Source organism: Kitasatospora aureofaciens, assembly GCF_001188955.3.
Taxonomy (GTDB): Bacteria; Actinomycetota; Actinomycetes; order Streptomycetales; family Streptomycetaceae; genus Kitasatospora; species Kitasatospora aureofaciens.
Map to the genome: position 1 here is coordinate 143,291 of NZ_JPRF03000016.1, position 17,593 is coordinate 160,883.

Consider the following 17,593-nt stretch of genomic DNA (forward strand, 5'->3'; position numbering starts at 1 on the left):
CCCGGAGCGATGAGTTCTGCGACGAGCCCCGGTCTACCCCCATGACCGACTCGCCCGACAGAAGGAACACCCCATGAGCACCGTGATCTCCGCCGACGGCACCACCATCGCCTGCACCGTCACCGGCTCCGGCCCGGCCGTCGTGCTGGTCGACGGGGCGATCGGCCACCGCGCCTTCGACCCGGGCGTCGCGGTCGCCGAGCAGCTCTCCGCCCACCACACCGTGTGGGCCTACGACCGCCGCGGCCGCGGCGGCAGCGGGGACACCGCGCCGTTCGCCGTGGAGCGCGAGATCGAGGACCTGGCCGCCGTCATCGCGGCGGCCGGCGGCTCGGCGGCCGTCTTCGCCATCTCCTCCGGCGCCGCGCTCGCGCTGCGGGCCGCCGCCGCGGGCGTCGGGATGGCCCGACTGGCCGTCTACGAGCCGCCGTTCAGCACCGAGGAGGGGCAGGCCGAACGCTTCGTCGGGTACGTCACCGAGCTGGAGGCGGCGCTCGCCGAGGGACGGCGCGGGGACGCTGTCGCGGCCTTCCTGACCTTCGTGGGGCTGCCCGGGGAGATGCTGGAGGGCATGCGTTCCGCCCCGGTCTGGCCGGTGTTCGAGGCGGTCGCGCCGACCCTGGCGTACGACGCGGCGGCGCTCGGCGCACGGACCGGTGCGACCGTGCCGGTCGAGCTGCTGGCCACCGTCGCCGTGCCCACCCTGGTCCTGGACGGCGGCGCCAGCCCGGAGCTGCTGCGGGCCCCCGCCCGCGCGGTGGCCGGGGCGGTGCCGGGCGCCGAGTACCGGACGCTGGCCGACCAGACCCACGAGGTGGCGGCCGAGGCGCTGGTCCCGGAGCTGCTGAAGTTCTACGCCTGACGGACGCCCGTCCCGAGCCGCTGAACCCCCGTCCACCGCCGCGTCCTAGTCTTCCCACGGTCCGACCATCAGGGAAATCACCGATGGAATCGAGGAAAGAGGAAGCATGGACGGGGACTTCAAGGACTTCGCGGACATTCCCACCACCACCCTGGCCGATGTCCTGGGCCGCGCCCAGGTCATGGACATCGGCCTGCGCCCGCTCTGGTCGGGCATGCCCCGGGTGGCCGGACCGGCCTTCACCGTGCAGTGCCCGCCCGGCGACAACCTGATGCTGCACGCGGCGATCTACCGGGCCGAGCCCGGCTCGGTGATCGTGGTGGAGTCCGGCGACCTGGACCACGCGCTGGCCGGCGGCAACGTCTGCGCCGTGGCGCAGCGCCGGGGCGTCGCCGCCTTCGTGGCCGACGGCCTGATCCGGGACCTCGGCGAGGTGCGGGAGTTGGGCTTCCCGGTGGTCGCCCGGGGCGTCATCCCGATCCCGGGGGCGAAGAAGCAGCTGGGCACCCACGGCGCCCCGGTGCGCTGCGGCGGCGTGCTGGTGGCGGCCGGCGACATCGTGGTGGCCGACGAGGAGGGTGTCGTGGTGGTGCCCGCCACTGAGCGGGTGACGGCCCTGGAAGCGGCCCGGGTGAAGCTGGCCAAGGAGTCCGCCGAGACCCTGGACGACTGGCAGGCCGCCCACCACGCCCGGATCGAGCAGAGCCTGGCCGAGCTGGGCTTCACCGGTTGACGCCTCCCGGAACCGCCGGTACGACGCGCCGGCGCAGCGCGTCAGTACAGTCCGTTCAGCTCCCCGAAGCCGAGCGCCCCGTCGAGCTCCGTCAGCGTCCCGGCGCCGAGCAGTTCGACGGCGGCCCGGTGGGCCGTGGTGTACGCGGCCTGGGCGAGCCCGGTGCCGACGCTGACCCGCCGCACCCCGGTGGCGGCGAGTTCGGCGACACCCGGCCCGCCCGCCCCGGCCATCGCGTTCACCGGCAGCGGGGAGCGCCGGCACAGCTCGGTGAGGACGTCGAGGTCCAGCAGCCCGGGGACGAACAGGCCGTCGGCGCCCGCCTCGGCGTAGGCCTCGGCCCGGACCAGCACGTCGTCGAGCCCGCCCAGTCCGAACAGGAACACGTCGGTCCGGGCGTTGACCAGCAGTTCGGGCAGTCCGGCCGCCGCTGCCGCGGTACGGGCCGCGCGCAGCCGCCCGGCCTGCTCGGCCACCGGGAACAGCGGCCCGCCGACGGCCGTCGAGTCCTCCAGGTTGACCCCGGCCGCGCCGACGCCGACCAGTGCGGTGACGGTCGCGGCCACGTCGGCGGCCAGCGGCCCGTACCCTCCCTCGGCGTCGACGGTGACCGGCAGGTCCACCGCGGCGACGACCCGGCGGGCCGCCTCGACCGCCGCCGCCCGGTCCATCCGCTGGCCGTCGCCGTGGCCCAGCGACCAGGAGACGCCGCCGCTGGTGGTGGCGATCGCCCGGGCGCCGGCCGAGGCGATCACCGCGGCGCTGCCCGCGTCCCAGGCGTTGGGCAGGACGAGCACGCCCTCCGCGACGAGCTCGCGCAGCCGCAGCGCCCGCTCGCGGGTCTCGGGGGTGGTGGACATATCGGGTCACCGGCTTTCGTACGGATCGGTGGGGACGCAGGCATCCTGCGCCCCGGCCGTAGGCCGCCACCAGTGATTAAGCTGGGGCCGAATCTTCCGAAGGGGGACCGCGGATGCGGACGGAACTCCAGTTCTCCACCCAGGACTTGGCGCTGACCCGGTTCGCCGTCAGCCCGATGCAGGAGGTGGTGACCAGCCTGCGGGCGCTCGCCTGCTCCCCCGTCCCGGCGCTGCACCGCCGCTGGGCCGGGCAGGTGCGCGCCCGGCTGGCCGCCGCCGGGCTGGACCGGGGCCGGCTGGCCGCGATGGTCCCGCCCGACGGCCACCTGCCCGACTTCCTCAACCCCGCCCCGGCGGGTTGCTCGACCACGCTCGCCGAGGAGCTGGCCGTGATCACCGCGACCGGCGCCGAGCAGGTCCGGGCCGATCTCGACGTCCTGGCCGCCGAGGCCGGCGGCCGGCTGCCCGCCGCACTGACGGCGCTGCACCGGGACCCGTCCGGCCAGCTGCCCCGGCTGGCGGCCGAGATCGAGGCGTACTGGGAGCTGGCGCTCGCCCCGTACTGGGCGCGGATCCGGGCGCTGCTGGCGGCGGACGTCTTCCACCGCTCCCGGCAGGCGGCCGAGCACGGCCCCGCGCGGATGCTGGACGACCTGCACGAAACGGTCCGCTGGGACGGCACCGCGCTGCGGCTGGAGCGGCGGCACTGCGCCGTCACCCGGCTGACCGCCGGGGCCGGCCTGCTGCTCGTGCCCTCGGCCTTCGCCTGGCCGCGGGTGCTCACCCGGGTGCTGCCGCCGGACCCGCCGCAGCTGGTCTACCCGGCGCGCGGTACGGCCGCGCTGTGGGAGGAGCGGCCCGGCTCGGCGGCGCGCACCGACGCACTGGCCGCCGTCCTCGGCCGGTCCCGGGCCCAGTTGCTGGCCGAGCTGGACTCCCCCGCCTCGACCACCGAACTGGCCCGCCGGACCGGACTGTCCCCGGCCGCCGTCTCCCAGCACCTCACCGCACTGCGCGCGGCGGGCCTGACCAGCGCCCACCGGGCCGGCCACACCGTCCTCTCGGCCCGTACGGGAGTGGGCGACTCCCTGTTCGACACCGACGGACAGTCGCTCGACCGGGCGACGCCCGCGGGGCGCCCCGCCCGATGACCCGCCGGTGCGAATGGCCCCGCACCGCACACCCGGACACACCCCCTCCTCATATGATCGGAGCGACATGCGCCATGCTTGGTGATGCAGAACACTGAACGGAACTTGCGCCGGACGGCCCACCCGCCGGACGGCCGAGAAGGAGGAAGCACGTGGACGACGTTCTGCGGCGCGCCGCACTCTTCGCGGCACTCGACGACGAACAGGCCGGCGAGCTGCGCGCTTCCATGACCGAGGTCACCCTCGCCCGTGGTGAGTCGCTGTTCCACGAGGGCGACCCGGGCGACCGGCTGTACGTCGTCGCCGAGGGCAAGGTGAAGCTGCACCGCGCCTCCCCGGACGGCCGCGAGAACATGCTGGCCGTGCTCGGCCCCAGCGAGATGATCGGCGAGCTGTCGCTGTTCGACCCGGGCCCGCGCACCGCCACCGCCAGCGCGCTGACCGAGGTCAAGCTGCTCGGCCTCGGCCACGGCGACCTGCAGCCCTGGCTGCACGCCCGCCCCGAGGTCTCCATCGCGCTGCTGCGGGCCATCGCCCGCCGACTGCGCCGGACCAACGACGTGATGTCCGACCTGGTCTTCTCGGACGTGCCCGGCCGCGTCGCCAAGGCCCTGCTGGACCTCTCCCGCCGCTTCGGCGTCCAGTCCGAGGAGGGCATCCACGTCGCCCACGACCTCACCCAGGAGGAGCTGGCCCAGCTGGTCGGCGCCTCCCGCGAGACCGTCAACAAGGCGCTCGCCGACTTCGCCGGCCGCGGCTGGCTGAAGCTGGAGGCGCGCGCGGTGGTCCTGCTCGACGTCGAGCGGCTGTCCCGCCGCTCGCGCTGACGCGCCGAGCACTCCGAGCGCTCCGAGCACCGCGAAGGGCCCGTCCGATCCGGACGGGCCCTTCGTCGTTCCCCGGCCCGGTCCCCACCAGGCCTCGGGCAGGAACGGTCCGGGCCCGGGATCAGTCCTGGTCCGGGATCAGCCCGTGCTCCTCCAGGTACTCCAGCTGGGCGCGCACCGACAGCTCGGCGGCCGGCCAGAGCGCCCGGTCGACGTCGGCGTAGACCCGGGCGACCACGTCGGCGGCCGTCCGGCAGCCCGCCTCGACCGCGGTCTCGACCTGGGCGAGCCGGGTGGCCCGGTGCGCCAGGTAGTAGTCCACGGCGCCGAGCGCGTCCGCGAGCACCGGCCCGTGGCCGGGCAGCACGGTGCGGACGCCGTGCGCGGAGGCCATGGTGTGCAGGTGGCGCAGCGAGTCCAGGTAGTCCCCGAGCCGGCCGTCGGGGTGGGCGACCATCGTGGTGCCGCGGCCGAGCACGGTGTCCCCGGTGAGGACCGCGCCGTCGTCCGGCAGGTGGAAGGTCAGCGAGTCCGAGGTGTGCCCCGGGGTGGCGACGACCCGCAGGTCGAGGCCGCCGACGTCCAGCCGCTGCCCGCCGACCAGGCCCTCCGCGCCCAGCCGGTGCGCCGGGTCCAGGGCCCGCACCTCGGTGCCGGTGAGCTCGGCGAAGCGGGCCGCGCCCTCGGAGTGGTCGGCGTGGCCGTGGGTCAGCAGGGTGAGTGCGATCCGCTTGCCGCGCTCCTCGGCGAGGTCGAGCACCCGGCGCAGGTGGCCCTCGTGCAGCGGGCCCGGGTCGATCACCACCGCGAGGTCCGAGCCCGGCTCGGAGAGCAGCCAGGTGTTGGTGCCGTCCAGCGTCATCGGCGACGGGTTCGGCGCCAGTACGCACAACGCCCGGGGGGTGGCCTCGCCGCCGACCACGGCGGCGGGGTCACCCGGCAGGAGCCCGCTCATGCGCACTCCTCGACGGTTCGCTCGCTCCGCTCGTTCACCGGCCGCCCTCGCCGTCGCGATGCAGGGCCCGCAGCGGCAGGGCCCGGACGAGCGCGCGCTGGGCGACCTCGACGAACGGGACCTGGCTGGTGCAGGCCGGGGAACGGGAGGGCAGTCGGCGGGCGGGCAGCTCGGGGGTGGTCCGGCGAGCCACGTCGTTGTGGTCCATCGGTCGTCGGTCCTTTCTGGTTCGTCTGATCGGCATCTCTTCAGCGGTGGTCATCGGTACCGGGCTCGGCGGCACCCGGCTCAGGAGCTCTCGGGGAACTCCCCGTCGATGGTCAGTTCGTCGTACCCGGGCCAGCGGACCGTCATCCGGTCACCGCGCACCTCGGCGCGGCCCAGTACCGGCTCCAGCGTCCGTCCGGCGGCCGCGGCCAGCGCCTCGGCGGCGGTCCGCACCGGCGACAGCTCGCGCAGCACCGTCACGGTCGGCGGCAGCATGCCGAACCGGCCCTCGTGGTAGCCCCGGACCGCCTCGACCGGCGTCAGCCAGGCGACCCGGTCGGCCTCGCCGACCTCCAGTGCCGCGCGCTGACCGGCCGGCAGGGCGGCGACGAAGAACCAGGTGTCGTAGCGCCGCTCCTCGAACTCCGGGGTGATCCAGCGGGCCCAGCCGCCCAGCAGGTCGCTGCGCAGCACCAGGCCGTGGTCCCGCAGGAACTCGGCGAGGGACAGCTCGTGCGCCTCCAGCGCGGCCCGCTCCGCGGTCCAGTCACGCGGCGCGGCGACGCTGTGCGCGTCCGGGCCGGCCAGCAGCACGCCGGCCTCCTCGAAGGTCTCGCGCACGGCCGCGCACACCACCGCCCGCGCCGTCCGGGCGTCCACCCCGAGGCGGCGCGCCCACTCCTCGGGCGACGGCCCGGCCCAGCCCGGCTCGACCTCGGCGTCGCGCGGGTCCACCCCGCCGCCCGGGTAGGCGTACATCCCGGCCGCGAAGGCCATCGAGGTGCGACGGCGCAGCAGGTAGGCCTCCGGCCCGTCGGCGCCGTCGCGCAGCAGCACGACCGTCGCGGCGGGCCTGGGCACCGCGGGGGTGAGCAGGCCGGAGTCGACCGCCCGGATGCGGGCGGGCCAGCCGGGCGGCATCGGGAGCGTCGTTGCTCGATGGTCCATGCCCGGATGCTAAGCGCACGGAGGCGGGGTTGGACAGGCCCGACCCCGCCTCCGCGATCACACTCAGGCGTTCTTGACGCGCACCTGGAGCTCGACCTCGACCGGGGCGTCCAGCGGCAGCACCGCGACGCCGACGGCGCTGCGGGCGTGCACACCGGCGTCGCCCAGCACCTGGCCGAGCAGCTCGCTGACGCCGTTGATCACGGCGGGCTGGCCGTGGAAGTCGGGGGCGGAGGCGACGAACCCGACGACCTTCACGACCCGCTCGATCCGGTCCAGGTCACCGATCACGGACTTCACGGCGGCCAGGGCGTTCAGCGCGCAGGTCTGCGCGAGCTCCTTGGCCTCCTCCGGGGACACCTCGGCGCCGACCTTGCCGGTCGTCGGCAGCTTGCCGCCGACGACCGGCAGCTGGCCGGAGGTGAACACGAACTCGCCGGACTGCACGGCCGGCACGTACGCGGCGACCGGGGCGGCCACCGGCGGCAGGGTCAGACCCAGCTCGGCGAGCTTCGACTCGACCTGGCTCATGCGTTCTTCTCCCGCTTGAAGTAGGCCACCAGCTGCTCGGGGTTCGGGCCCGGCACGACCTGGACGAGCTCCCAGCCGTCCTCGCCGAAGTTGTCCAGGATCTGCTTGGTGGCGTGCACGAGCAGGGGCGCCGTCATGTATTCCCACTTGGTCATGGCCAGACTCTAGACGAGCCGTCCCGGCGATCGCCGCCGCCCGCCGACCGGCGTGTGAGGTGGGGCACAAAGGGGGCATGATTCAGTCCTGGCACCCCGGGTGCTCCGGGCATCGGCAGCGCTCCCTGGTTACCCTCGCGAGAGGGCACCCTCATGGAGGAAGGCCCCACCCGTGCGGGCCCCGGCAGGGGCGCCCCGCGGGAGGGGAGCCCGTAGGGACGGAGACGGACGGAGACGCAGCGTGGCACGCACCCCCGGCCAGGCGGCCCGGCGCGACCCCGACTGGGAGGGGGTCCGGCTGCACGTGGTCAGCGGCAAGGGCGGCACCGGGAAGACCACGCTGGCCGCCGCGCTGGCCCTGGCCCTGGCCGCCGACGGCGGACGGGTGCTGCTGATCGAGGTCGAGGGGCGGCAGGGCATCGCCGAGCTGTTCGGGATCGCCGCGCTCCCGTACGAGGAGCGCCGGATCGCCTCGGTCTCCCCCTCCCAGCTGGGGCTGCCGGCCGGGGAGGTGCCCGCGGGCGGGGCGCGCGCCGGTGAGGTGCTCGCGCTGGCGATCGACACCGAGCAGGCGCTGCTCGAGTACCTGGAGATGTTCTACAAGCTCGGCCGGGCCGGCAAGGCCCTGCAGAAGGTCGGCTTCGTCGACTTCGCCACCACCATCGCCCCCGGCGTGCGGGACGTGCTGCTCACCGGCAAGGCCTGCGAGGCGGCCCGCCGCAAGGGCCCGGACGGGCGGCGCCGGTACGACGCGGTGGTGATGGACGCCCCGCCGACCGGGCGGATCACCCGGTTCCTGAACGTCAACTCCGAGGTCGCCGGGCTGGCCCGGATCGGCCCGATACACACCCAGGCGCAGGCCGTGATGCGGGTGCTGAGGTCGCCGGAGACGGCCGTGCACCTGGTCACCCTGCTGGAGGAGATGCCGGTGCAGGAGACGGTCGACGGCATCGCGGAGCTGCGCGAGGCGAAGCTCCCGGTGGGCGGGGTGATGGTCAACATGGTCCGGCCGCCGGTGCTGGACGCGGCCGCGGTCGCCGCGGTGGACGGGGACCACCGCGAGGAGGTGGCGCTGGCCCTCGGCGAGGCCGGGCTGGGGGGCCGCTCACGCCGGACGGAGACGGTCCGGGCGGCGGTGGAGCCGCTGCTCGACCCGCTGCTGGAACAGGCCAGGGAGCACGCCGAGCGGGTCGAGCTGGAGCGCGAACAGCGCGCCGACCTGCAGCAGCTGCGGCTCCCGACGTACGAACTGCCGCTGCTGGGCGAGGGCGTGGACCTCGGCGGGCTGTACCGGCTGGCGGGCGAACTGAAGCGGCAGGGGGCGGCATGACCTCGACGAACAGCGGCATGGCCTCGGCGAACAGCGGCATGGCCTCGACCGGCAGCCGGCTCGCGGTGGACGGGCTGATCGACGACCCGGGAACCAGGATCATCGTCTGCTGCGGCTCCGGCGGCGTCGGCAAGACCACCACCGCCGCGGCGATCGGCCTGCGGGCCGCCGAGCGCGGCCGCAAGGTCGTGGTGCTGACCATCGACCCGGCCCGGCGGCTGGCCCAGTCGATGGGCCTGACCGAACTCGACAACACCCCCCGGGTGGTCAAGGGCGTCACCGGCAACGGCGAGCTGCAGGCCATGATGCTCGACATGAAGCGGACCTTCGACGAGGTCGTGCTGGCCCACGCCGAGCCCGAACGGGCCAGGGCGATCATGGAGAACCCGTTCTACCAGTCCCTGTCGGCCGGCTTCGCGGGCACGCAGGAGTACATGGCGATGGAGAAGCTCGGACAGCTGCGCGCCGCCGAGGAGTGGGACCTGATCGTCGTGGACACCCCGCCGTCCCGCTCGGCGCTGGACTTCCTGGACGCGCCCAACCGGCTCGGGTCCTTCCTGGACGGCCGGGTGATCCGGATCCTGACCGCGCCGGCCAAGGTCGGCGGTCGCAGCGCGATGCGGTTCCTCAACGCCGGGATGGGCCTGCTCACCGGCACCCTGGGCAAGATCTTCGGCGCCCAGCTGCTCACCGACGTGCAGACCTTCGTGAGCGCGACGGACTCGATGTTCGGCGGCTTCCGCGAGCGCGCCGACCGCACCTACCAGCTGCTCAAGGCGCCGGGCACGGCGTTCCTGGTGGTGGCGGCGCCCGAGCGGGACGCGCTGCGCGAGGCGGCCTACTTCGTGGACCGGCTCGCCGCGGACCGGATGCCACTGGCCGGGCTGGTACTCAACCGGGTGCACAGCACGGGCGCGCCGCAGCTCACCGCGGAGCGGGCGCTGGCGGCCGCCGAGGCCCTGGACGACAACGGCTCGGAGCACTCCTCGCCCGAGGCGGAGCTGCTCGCTGCCGGGCTGCTGCGGCTGCACGCCGAGCGGATGCAGATCATGGGGCGCGAGCGGCGCACCCGGGACCGCTTCGTCTCGGTGTACCCGGACGTGCCGATCGTGGAGGTGGCCGCGCTGCCGGGCGATGTGCACGACCTGGACGGGCTGCGGGCCATCGGGGAGCGGCTCAGCGGCGCGGCATGAGCACCCCCCCGGGGGGCCGTGCCGACGGCGCACCGCCGCCGGGCTCAGCCCGCCTGGGCGTAGTCCGTCAGTATCACGCCGGTCGCGAGGGACTCCTCGTACTCGGTGCGGGCCGTCTCCAGCAGCCTGCGCCACGAGATGACCGTCGGGCGGCGGCGCAGCAGCGCCCGGCGCTCGCGCTCCGTCATCCCGCCCCACACCCCGAACTCCACCCGGTTGTCCAGCGCGTCCGCGAGGCACTCCGTACGGACGGGGCAGCCGCTGCACACCGCCTTCGCCCGGTTCTGTGCCGCCCCCTGGACGAACAGTTCGTCCGGATCACTCGTGCGGCAGGCGGCCTGCGCACTCCAGTCGTCAACCCAGCCCATGCCGGCGCCGTCCTCTCCCGATGATTCGAGGCTCCCCCACGGCGGCAACGGCATATTCACCGTTGCCAGTTGAGGACGTTACGGAAGATGGACAGCTTGCAACAGCCCCTTCGGGCTCAATCTCGAATGACCCGATCGGACTATGGGTATCGGTCATCTCACTCGTTGGAGTGATCGCAGGTCGCGAGCCTTGCCAACCCGCAGGCCCCCACTCTCGCCGCAAACGCCGTCACGGAGCGCAGTCGTTCACTCGAGCGCGGCAGGTCCCAGCCGCCCCAAAACCCGTGCGATACCGGGCAATCCGGGCAAGTCTCCGCACTCACAAGAGTGAATGATGTTGACGCACCGAAGCTGTCGCAAGCTTGTGACAAGCCTAGGCGAACACCTGCCCCCATGTGCGGGAATTGGGGACGTAGGGTTCTCCCCATGGCACCGAAGCGCCCACTGGCACCCCAGCCCCCAGGCAACCCCGGAGCTCCGCGCCGCAGGAGCAGCGGATCACCGATGGACCACGTCGGCAACGGCGTGAAGTTCCTGGGCGTCAGCGTGCTCTCCGGAGTCCTGCTGGCAGGCCTCGCCCTGCCGGCCGTCGGCGCCATGGGGCTGACCGCCAAGGACACGGCGGAGAGCTTCCAGAACATCCCCGACGACTTCAAGACCCCGCCGCTCACCCAGGCCACCCAGATCTTCGACGCCAAGGGCGGCCTGATCGCGAAGGTCTACGAGCGCGACCGCACGGTCCTCAGCGCCGACCAGATGTCGCCGTACATGCGCCACGCCCAGGTCGACATCGAGGACGCCCGCTTCTACGAGCACGGCGCCGTCGACCTCAAGGGCGTCCTGCGCGCGGTCGGCAAGAACGCGGAGAGTGGCACGGCCGCCCAGGGCGCCTCCACGCTGACCCAGCAGTACGTGAAGAACGTCAACGTGGAGAAGGCCGGTGACGACCAGGCCGCCGTCCTGGAGGCGCAGCGCAAGACCCTGGGCCGCAAGATCCAGGAGCTCAAGGTCGCCATCAAGCTGGAGGAGGACCTGACCAAGGATCAGATCCTCACCAACTACCTCAACATCACCTTCTACGGCCACCAGGCCTACGGGGTCGAGGCCGCGTCCCAGCGCTACTTCAGCAAGAGCAACAAGGACCTGACCATCGCCGAGGCCGCCACCCTCGCCGGCCTGGTCCAGAACCCGTCACAGTACGACCCGGTGCGCTACCCGGACAACACCATCAAGCGGCGCAACACGGTCATCGACAAGATGCTCGAGAACAAGCACATCACCGCCGACCAGGCGAAGGAGGCGAAGGCCGCCCCGCTGGGTCTGAAGTACAAGGACCCGCAGAACGGCTGCATCACCGCCCAGGCCGGCATGGGCTTCTTCTGCGACTACGTCCGCCACGTGGTCAAGCAGGACCCGGCCTTCGGCAAGACCGCCGACGACCGCAAGAAGCTGTGGGACACCGGTGGCCTGAACATCTACACCACGCTGGACCCGGACAAGCAGGCCGCCGCCCAGAACGCCGTCACCAAGAAGGTCAACGTGACCGACCAGGTGTCGGCCGCGGCGACCATGATGGAGCCCGGCACCGGCAAGATCCTGGCGATGGCCCAGACCCGCCCGTACGGCCTGGACCAGAACAAGAACCAGACCGTCGTCAACCTCAACGTCGACGCCTCGATGGGCGGCGGCAACGGCTTCCAGACCGGTTCGACCTTCAAGCCGATCCTCGCCGCGGCGGCGCTGGAGGCGGGCATGTCGAACACCCAGTCGTTCCCGTCCGAGAACAAGATCGACTACCCCCAGGTGTCGACCTGCAACGGCACCTGGAAGAACACCGACAAGCCCAAGGCCACGGTGAAGAACGAGTCGGCCGGCGAGGTCGGGCCGTACGAGCTCAAGCAGGCCATGGCGCTCTCGGTCAACACCTACTTCGTCGAGATGGAGCAGCAGGTCGGCCTCTGCGCGATGAAGCAGATGGCGAACAAGCTGGGCATCACCCAGTCCGCCAAGGGCGACGCCTTCCAGGAAGTGCCCTCGATGGTCCTCGGCACCCTGGAGCTCTCCCCGCTGACCATGGCGAACGTCTACGCGACCTTCGCCGCGCGCGGCAAGTACTGCACCCCGATCGCGATCAACAAGATCACCACGGTCGACGGCAAGGAACTCAAGGTCCCGCAGTCCCAGTGCAACCAGGTCTTCTCCGAGCAGACCGCGGACTCGCTCAACACCGTCCTGCTCAACGTGACCGAGAAGGGCACCGCGGCCGCCCTCGGTCTCGACGACGGCCGCAAGATCGCCGGTAAGACCGGTACCACCGACGAGAAGAAGGCCGCCTGGTTCGACGGCTACACCCCGTCGCTGGCCACCGCGGTCTGGCTCGGCGGCCCGGCCGGCGGCGTCAAGATGAAGAACATCAACATCGGCGGCAAGCACTTCGACGAGGTGTTCGGCGCCGACGGCCCCGGTCCGATCTGGCAGATGGCGATGAACCAGGCGCTCAAGGGCACGCCCCTGGAGCCCATCCAGACCACCAACATCCCGGACCCCCAGGCGACCACGCCCCCGCCGGCCGCTCCCCCGGCAGCCGACCCGAACGCCCAGCCGCCGCAGCAGCAGCCGGGTGCCCAGAACCCGCCGCCGGCCGGTCCGGGGAACGGGAACGGCCCCGGTGGGGTGATAGGAGGAGGGTTCACCCTCCCGCCGGGCATGATCGGCGGCGGGAACGGCAACGGGAACGGCAACGGCGGCAAGCACGGCGGCGGCAACGGCTGACCGGGGCTCTCCGGCTCTCCCGCCCGTACGAACGCCGAAGGGGCGCCCTCCGGAAGATCCGGAAGGCGCCCCTTCGGCGTTCGTCGTGCCGTGCGCCGTGCCGTGCGTCCCGCTCAGGCCAGCGCGGCCTTCACCGCCGCGGCCACCCGGCCGCCCTCGGCCAGTCCGTCGACCTTCGGCTTCACCAGCTTCATCACGGCGCCCATCGCCTGCGGCCCGCTCGCCCCGCTCTCGGCCACGGCGGCGGCCACGATCGCGGCCAGTTCCTCGTCCGACAGCTGCTTGGGCAGGTAACCCGCCAGCACCTCGCCCTCGGCGCGCTCCCGCGCGGCCTGGTCGACCCGGCCACCCTGGTCGAAGGCCTCGGCCGCCTCGCGGCGCTTCTTCGCCTCGCGGGTGATCACCTTGAGCACCTCGGCGTCGGACAGCTCGCGCTTCTCCTTGCCCGCCACCTCCTCGCTGGTGACGGCGGACAGCGTGAGCCGGATGGTGGACGAGCGCAGCTCGTCCCGGTCCTTGATGGCAGCCGTGAGGTCCTCCTGCAGCTGCTCCTTGAGCGTCGTCATGGCCACGAGTCTCCCACCTGCGCCGTTCGGTCGCTTGCCATTAAGCGCCGGGTGTCCCCTGGCCCGGCCTGTAACCACTTACCCTGGTTACATGACCGATCGAGACGGAGCGCCGGACCCCGAACACCCCGCGCCCGGCCTGGTCCTCACCACTCCGGGCGGCAGAAGCTTCCTCTTCGACCCCGGTGCCCTCTGCCTCGAACTGCTCACCACCGGCGGCCCCGGCGACCTCTCCCGGTTCGAGGCCCTGCACCGCCCGTCCGACCTCACCGACTGGCTCCCCCGCTCCCGGCTGCGGCTGCCCGCCGGAGCCGTACGGATCACCGCCGAGCAGCTCACCGACGCCCGCACCCTGCGCGACGCCCTCTGGCGGCTGGCCACCGCCCGCGCCCACGGCACGACCGGCACCGTGGCCGACCACGCGGCCGACCACGCGGCCCTCAACCGGGCCGCCGCCCACCCGCCGCTCGTCCCGCAGATCGGCCCCGACGGCACCGCGGCCGCCCCGCTGCCCGCCGACGGGGCCCAGCTGGTCTCCACCCTCGCCCGGGACGCCATCGCCCTGCTCGCCGGCCCGTACGCGGACCGGATCCGGGAGTGCGGGGCACACAACTGCCGGCTGCTCTTCGTCGACACCTCGCGGCCCGGGCGGCGGCGCTGGTGCTCGATGGAGCGGTGCGGCAACCGCAACAAGGTCCGGGCCCTGCGCGCCCGCCGGGACTCCGAGGATTCCGCAGCGGGGGTCGTGCCCGCAGCGGGGACCGCGCCCACAGCAGGGGCCGTGCCCGCAGCGGGCCACCGGACGTTCACCAGCTGATCCACCGTCTGAGAGCATGGGCTGATGCGACCGCTGTACTCCGTTCCCCTCGGTGTCGCCGCCGCCGGCGCCGCCTGCCTCGCCTACTCCGTCGGGTACGAGGTGCGTGCCTTCCGGCTCCGCCGGATCGAGGTCCCCGTCCTGCCGCACGGCGCCAAGCCCGTCCGGATCCTGCAGGTGTCCGACATCCACATGGTGACCGGGCAGGGCAAGAAGCAGCGCTGGCTGAAGAGCCTGGCCGGCCTGCGCCCCGACCTGGTGGTCAACACCGGCGACAACCTCTCCGACCCGCTCGGCGTCCCGGCCACCCTCGACGCGCTCGGGCCGCTCATGGACTTCCCCGGCGTCTACGTCTTCGGGTCCAACGACTACTACGGCCCGGCCCGCAAGAACCCGGCCCGCTACCTCCAGGCCATGCGCAGCGGCGTCCACGGCATGAACAACCCCGACGGCACCGGCAACCGCGGCATCAGCGGGGCCGTCCACAACCCCTGGGAGAAGCTCCGCGACGGCTTCGACGCGGCCGGCTGGCTCGACCTGACCAACACCCGCGGCCGCCTCACCGTCAACGGCCTCGACATGGAGTTCACCGGCCTCGACGACCCCCACATCCGCCGCGACCGCTACGCCGAGGTCTCCGGCGGCCCCTCCGCCGACGCCGACCTCTCCCTCGCCGTCGTCCACGCGCCCTACCTGCGCGTCCTCGACGCCTTCACCGCCGACCGCTACCCCCTGATCCTGGCCGGCCACACCCACGGCGGCCAGCTCTGCATCCCCTTCTACGGCGCCCTGGTCACCAACTGCGACCTCGACACCCGCCGGGTCAAGGGCCTCTCCACCCACCAGGCCGGCGGCCACCGCTCCTACCTCCACGTCTCCGCCGGCTGCGGCACCAACCGCTACACCCCGGTCCGCTTCGCCTGCCCCCCGGAAGCCACCCTCCTCACCCTCACCCCCGCCCCCCGCTGACCCCGACCGGACGCCCGCCCGAAACCGGATTTCGTGTCTCGGCGAGCGTCCGGTAGAGTTCTACTCGTCGCGAAGGAGACGGAGCGACAAACAGAAAGACCGGGGTGTGGCGCAGCTTGGTAGCGCGCTTCGTTCGGGACGAAGAGGCCGTGGGTTCAAATCCCGCCACCCCGACCCAGTAGGACCAGCTCAGGGCCGGTATCCCGCAAGGGAGACCGGCCCTGACTGGTTTTTCGACTCCCTTGGGGGCCGCTGGGGAGTGAGCTGGGAGTGGATCATGGAAGGCCCCTCCGGCGCGGCTTCTACTGACCCCCCTTCAGCAGGGCGTCGAGCACAGCCACGGGCTGCGCCGTTGGCGGCTCCGTGGCCGCTGAAGACGTAGGTCCGTCCGTGGCAAGCGCAGGGCTTCGGCCGGTTCCGCTCGATCTGCCTGGTCAGCAGGGCCGAGAGGAAGGGCGGGGTGTCGATCGTGCGGTACGAGTCGTCCTTGGGCGGGCAACGGTGGAGCTCCCCGTTGTCCAGCTCGTACAACTGCCACTCGATCCGCACGCTCGTGGTCCGGACGTACTCCGTTGATCCCCGAGGACCAGGTGCAGCGTGCTGCGCCAGATTTTGATGCTGCTCACCGCGCAGCCGCGCTCCCGCTCCGCCTTGGCCCACCCCCGATCCGGGCTCGCGCTCGTCGGTCTTCTCCGCACCGGAACATCACCGAGATCCTTCCGGTTCACCGCCCGGCCCTGGCGGCGAAGGCCTGGCCGGACGCTCGGCCGGGACTTCCCGGCCGAGCGCCCGGCGAGGGTGGCGGCTGAGTCGGTCGGCGACGGCGGCAAGCCTTCGGGGAGTGGTCAGAGCCAGCCCAGCCGGGCCGCCTTCAGGCCGGCCTCGAAGCGGCTGCTGGCGTCGAGGCGCTCCATCAGCGCGGCCATCTGCCGTCGGACGGTGCGCAGCGAGACGCCCAGGCGCTTGGCGGCGGTCTCATCGGTGAGGCCGGTCGCGAGCAGTTTGAGCAGTTCCTTCTCGACCGGGCTGAGCCCGGGCTCGGCATCGGAGCCGGAGGGGGTGTCGGCGCCGAGTGGGACGGCGGTTTCCCAAGCCTGCTCGAACAGTGCGACGAGATTGGCGACGATGGCCGGCTCGCGGGTGCACAGCGCGCCCCGCCGGGTGTTCGCGGGGTCGATGGGGACGACGGCGACCTTCCGGTCGAAGACCAGCAGCCGGGGCGGGAGCACGGGGGCGGTCCGCACCTGCCCGCCCAGCCCGGTCATCCAGCGCGCGTAGCCGAAGGTGGCCGCGTCATTGCGGACGCTGTTTTGATACAGGGTCAGCAGTGAGATTCCCCGCCTCATCGCGTCCTCGTCCAGCGGGCGGGAGGCGTCCAGGCTGGCCTGCGACTGGGCACCGCCCGGCATCACGCTCAGGCACTCGGTGCTGAGCTCCCGCGCCAGCGCCTCCAACTGGGCCTGGATGGCGTCCAGTCCGACCAGGCGCACACTGCCCTCGTGCTCGGCGAGCGGGCGCTGGTCGGCGTATTCGGAGACCGCGCGGGCAGCGGCGGCCCGCTGTGCGACCAGCTCCTGCTGGCGGCGGAGCAGTTCCTGCTCCTGTCGACGCAGAGCGGCCTCCAGGGCCAGCTCCGGACTGACCACCCGGAAGGTGCCCGGTGCGTCGCGGGAAGGCCGCAGCAGCTCACTGTCGGCCAATTGGTCGAGCGCGTCGCGGACCTGGGACTCCGGCATGGACAGCCGGGCGCTCAGCTCGGCCACCCCGCGGGCGGGGCAGGCGAGCATGGTCTCGTAGACGGCGGCGAGCCATTCGGGACGAAGAGGCCGTGGATTCACATCCCGCCACCCCGACCCGGTGCAGAGGGCCCGTCGGAGAGATCCGATAGGCCCTCTGACGTTGCATCCGGAAGAATCCCCGCGCCCGGCGCGGGTGGAGGTCGGGCAGGTTTTCGCGAATCGGCGGGCGCTCTCCGATGCCCAGGTGCACCGCCCGCTTCAGGCGGGCACCAGCGGCATACGGGAACGCGGGGCCGAGTCCGTCGTCGTCGGCTGGGTCGGCTGGAACGAAGACGACCGGGACCACGGCGACGAGATCGTCTTCACCGGCCGGGGCGGCCGCGCCCTCGACGCGGGGCGGCAGGTCGAGCACCGGAGGTTCGAACGGGGCAACGCCGCCCTGGTGACCAGCATGACCACCGCGAGGCCGGTACGGCTCGTCCGGTTCGAAGGGGGCGGGCGGGCGCCCGGGTACCGGTACGGCGGGCTGTTCCGGGTCGAGGAGTGCTGGTGCGAGAAGGGGCGGTCGGGCTTCCTCATCTGCCGCTACCGGCTGGTGCGCTCCGGCTGA

At 73.0% G+C, this 17,593-nt stretch carries 19 protein-coding genes, 1 tRNA gene and 1 pseudogene; 11 read left to right on the forward strand and 10 right to left on the reverse strand.

The features are described from left to right. Positions 1-73: 73 nt before the first annotated feature. Together HS99_RS09570 and HS99_RS09575 are read left to right on the forward strand one after the other, a co-directional pair. Positions 74-862 carry an alpha/beta fold hydrolase gene (locus tag HS99_RS09570; RefSeq protein ID WP_030288109.1) on the forward strand — a complete coding sequence of 263 codons (789 nt, stop codon included), beginning with the start codon at positions 74-76 and terminating at the stop codon, positions 860-862. Positions 863-968: 106 nt separating this feature from the next. Then, positions 969-1,595, forward strand: a complete 627-nt coding sequence (locus tag HS99_RS09575) for an RraA family protein (RefSeq protein ID WP_030288111.1) — start codon at positions 969-971, stop codon at positions 1,593-1,595. A 41-nt stretch (positions 1,596-1,636) separates the two neighbouring features. Here the strand turns inward: HS99_RS09575 and HS99_RS09580 are convergent, their stop codons facing one another. Then, positions 1,637-2,455, reverse strand: a complete 819-nt coding sequence (locus tag HS99_RS09580) for an isocitrate lyase/PEP mutase family protein (RefSeq protein ID WP_030288113.1) — start codon at positions 2,453-2,455, stop codon at positions 1,637-1,639. 113 nt (positions 2,456-2,568) lie between these two features. Between HS99_RS09580 and HS99_RS09585 the strand changes: the two genes are divergently transcribed. Together HS99_RS09585 and HS99_RS09590 are read left to right on the forward strand one after the other, a co-directional pair. Then, positions 2,569-3,606 (forward strand): DUF5937 family protein, encoded by a 1,038-nt coding sequence (locus HS99_RS09585; RefSeq protein ID WP_030288115.1) that lies wholly within the window; start codon positions 2,569-2,571, stop codon positions 3,604-3,606. Positions 3,607-3,758: 152 nt separating this feature from the next. Further along, entirely contained in the window at positions 3,759-4,433 is a 675-nt protein-coding gene (locus HS99_RS09590; RefSeq protein WP_030288117.1) for a Crp/Fnr family transcriptional regulator, read from the forward strand. A 121-nt stretch (positions 4,434-4,554) separates the two neighbouring features. Here the strand turns inward: HS99_RS09590 and HS99_RS09595 are convergent, their stop codons facing one another. The 5 genes from HS99_RS09595 to sp36 all read right to left on the reverse strand — a co-directional run bounded on the left by HS99_RS09595 (position 4,555) and on the right by sp36 (position 7,229). Then, positions 4,555-5,388 carry an MBL fold metallo-hydrolase gene (locus tag HS99_RS09595; protein WP_030288119.1) on the reverse strand — a complete coding sequence of 278 codons (834 nt, stop codon included), beginning with the start codon at positions 5,386-5,388 and terminating at the stop codon, positions 4,555-4,557. A 34-nt stretch (positions 5,389-5,422) separates the two neighbouring features. Continuing rightward, positions 5,423-5,596, reverse strand: coding sequence for a hypothetical protein (locus HS99_RS44730; RefSeq protein WP_157846654.1), 174 nt, complete (start codon positions 5,594-5,596; stop codon positions 5,423-5,425). A gap of 80 nt (positions 5,597-5,676) precedes the next feature. After that, on the reverse strand, positions 5,677-6,543 hold the full coding sequence (locus tag HS99_RS09600; protein ID WP_030557831.1) for an NUDIX hydrolase: 867 nt from the start codon (positions 6,541-6,543) through the stop codon (positions 5,677-5,679). Positions 6,544-6,606: 63 nt separating this feature from the next. Next, entirely contained in the window at positions 6,607-7,074 is a 468-nt protein-coding gene (locus tag HS99_RS09605) for a RidA family protein (protein ID WP_030288123.1), read from the reverse strand. Then, complete coding sequence (gene sp36 / locus HS99_RS42385) at positions 7,071-7,229, reverse strand: Sp36 family protein (protein ID WP_094743074.1); 159 nt, start codon at positions 7,227-7,229, stop codon at positions 7,071-7,073. Before sp36 ends, HS99_RS09605 begins: the two co-directional genes overlap by 4 nt. 241 nt (positions 7,230-7,470) lie before the next feature. Here sp36 and bagA point away from each other — a divergent pair, with 241 nt between their 5' ends. Both bagA and bagB read left to right on the forward strand, forming a co-directional pair. After that, on the forward strand, positions 7,471-8,559 hold the full coding sequence (bagA, locus tag HS99_RS09610; RefSeq protein ID WP_046386725.1) for an ATPase BagA: 1,089 nt from the start codon (positions 7,471-7,473) through the stop codon (positions 8,557-8,559). Between the two features lie 17 nt (positions 8,560-8,576). Further along, positions 8,577-9,752, forward strand: a complete 1,176-nt coding sequence (gene bagB, locus HS99_RS09615) for an ATPase BagB (protein ID WP_197698055.1) — start codon at positions 8,577-8,579, stop codon at positions 9,750-9,752. 44 nt (positions 9,753-9,796) lie between these two features. On the opposite strand, the gene HS99_RS09620 is transcribed toward bagB, so the two are convergent. Further along, entirely contained in the window at positions 9,797-10,120 is a 324-nt protein-coding gene (locus tag HS99_RS09620) for a WhiB family transcriptional regulator (protein ID WP_030240986.1), read from the reverse strand. A 504-nt stretch (positions 10,121-10,624) separates the two neighbouring features. On the opposite strand from HS99_RS09620, the gene HS99_RS09625 reads away from it, so the two are divergent. Next, a complete protein-coding gene (locus tag HS99_RS09625) occupies positions 10,625-12,892 on the forward strand; it encodes a transglycosylase domain-containing protein (RefSeq protein ID WP_030288129.1) in 2,268 nt (755 codons plus the stop codon). Positions 12,893-13,005: 113 nt separating this feature from the next. Here the strand turns inward: HS99_RS09625 and HS99_RS09630 are convergent, their stop codons facing one another. After that, complete coding sequence (locus HS99_RS09630; RefSeq protein WP_030288130.1) at positions 13,006-13,458, reverse strand: GatB/YqeY domain-containing protein; 453 nt, start codon at positions 13,456-13,458, stop codon at positions 13,006-13,008. Between the two features lie 91 nt (positions 13,459-13,549). Here HS99_RS09630 and HS99_RS09635 point away from each other — a divergent pair, with 91 nt between their 5' ends. The 3 genes from HS99_RS09635 to HS99_RS09645 all read left to right on the forward strand — a co-directional run bounded on the left by HS99_RS09635 (position 13,550) and on the right by HS99_RS09645 (position 15,418). Next, positions 13,550-14,275 (forward strand): CGNR zinc finger domain-containing protein, encoded by a 726-nt coding sequence (locus HS99_RS09635; RefSeq protein WP_030557829.1) that lies wholly within the window; start codon positions 13,550-13,552, stop codon positions 14,273-14,275. Positions 14,276-14,299: 24 nt separating this feature from the next. Beyond that, positions 14,300-15,244, forward strand: coding sequence for a metallophosphoesterase (locus HS99_RS09640; RefSeq protein WP_030288132.1), 945 nt, complete (start codon positions 14,300-14,302; stop codon positions 15,242-15,244). A 100-nt stretch (positions 15,245-15,344) separates the two neighbouring features. Beyond that, positions 15,345-15,418, forward strand: a tRNA-Pro gene (locus HS99_RS09645). Positions 15,419-15,598: 180 nt separating this feature from the next. On the opposite strand, the pseudogene HS99_RS46440 reads toward HS99_RS09645, so the two are convergent. Together HS99_RS46440 and HS99_RS09650 are read right to left on the reverse strand one after the other, a co-directional pair. Further along, positions 15,599-15,817, reverse strand: a pseudogene (locus HS99_RS46440) (LacI family transcriptional regulator); the annotation flags it as partial. Positions 15,818-16,089: 272 nt separating this feature from the next. Then, complete coding sequence (locus HS99_RS09650) at positions 16,090-17,031, reverse strand: helix-turn-helix transcriptional regulator (protein ID WP_046386802.1); 942 nt, start codon at positions 17,029-17,031, stop codon at positions 16,090-16,092. A gap of 145 nt (positions 17,032-17,176) precedes the next feature. Between HS99_RS09650 and HS99_RS09655 the strand changes: the two genes are divergently transcribed. Beyond that, a complete protein-coding gene (locus HS99_RS09655; protein WP_050366700.1) occupies positions 17,177-17,593 on the forward strand; it encodes a YDG/SRA domain-containing protein in 417 nt (138 codons plus the stop codon).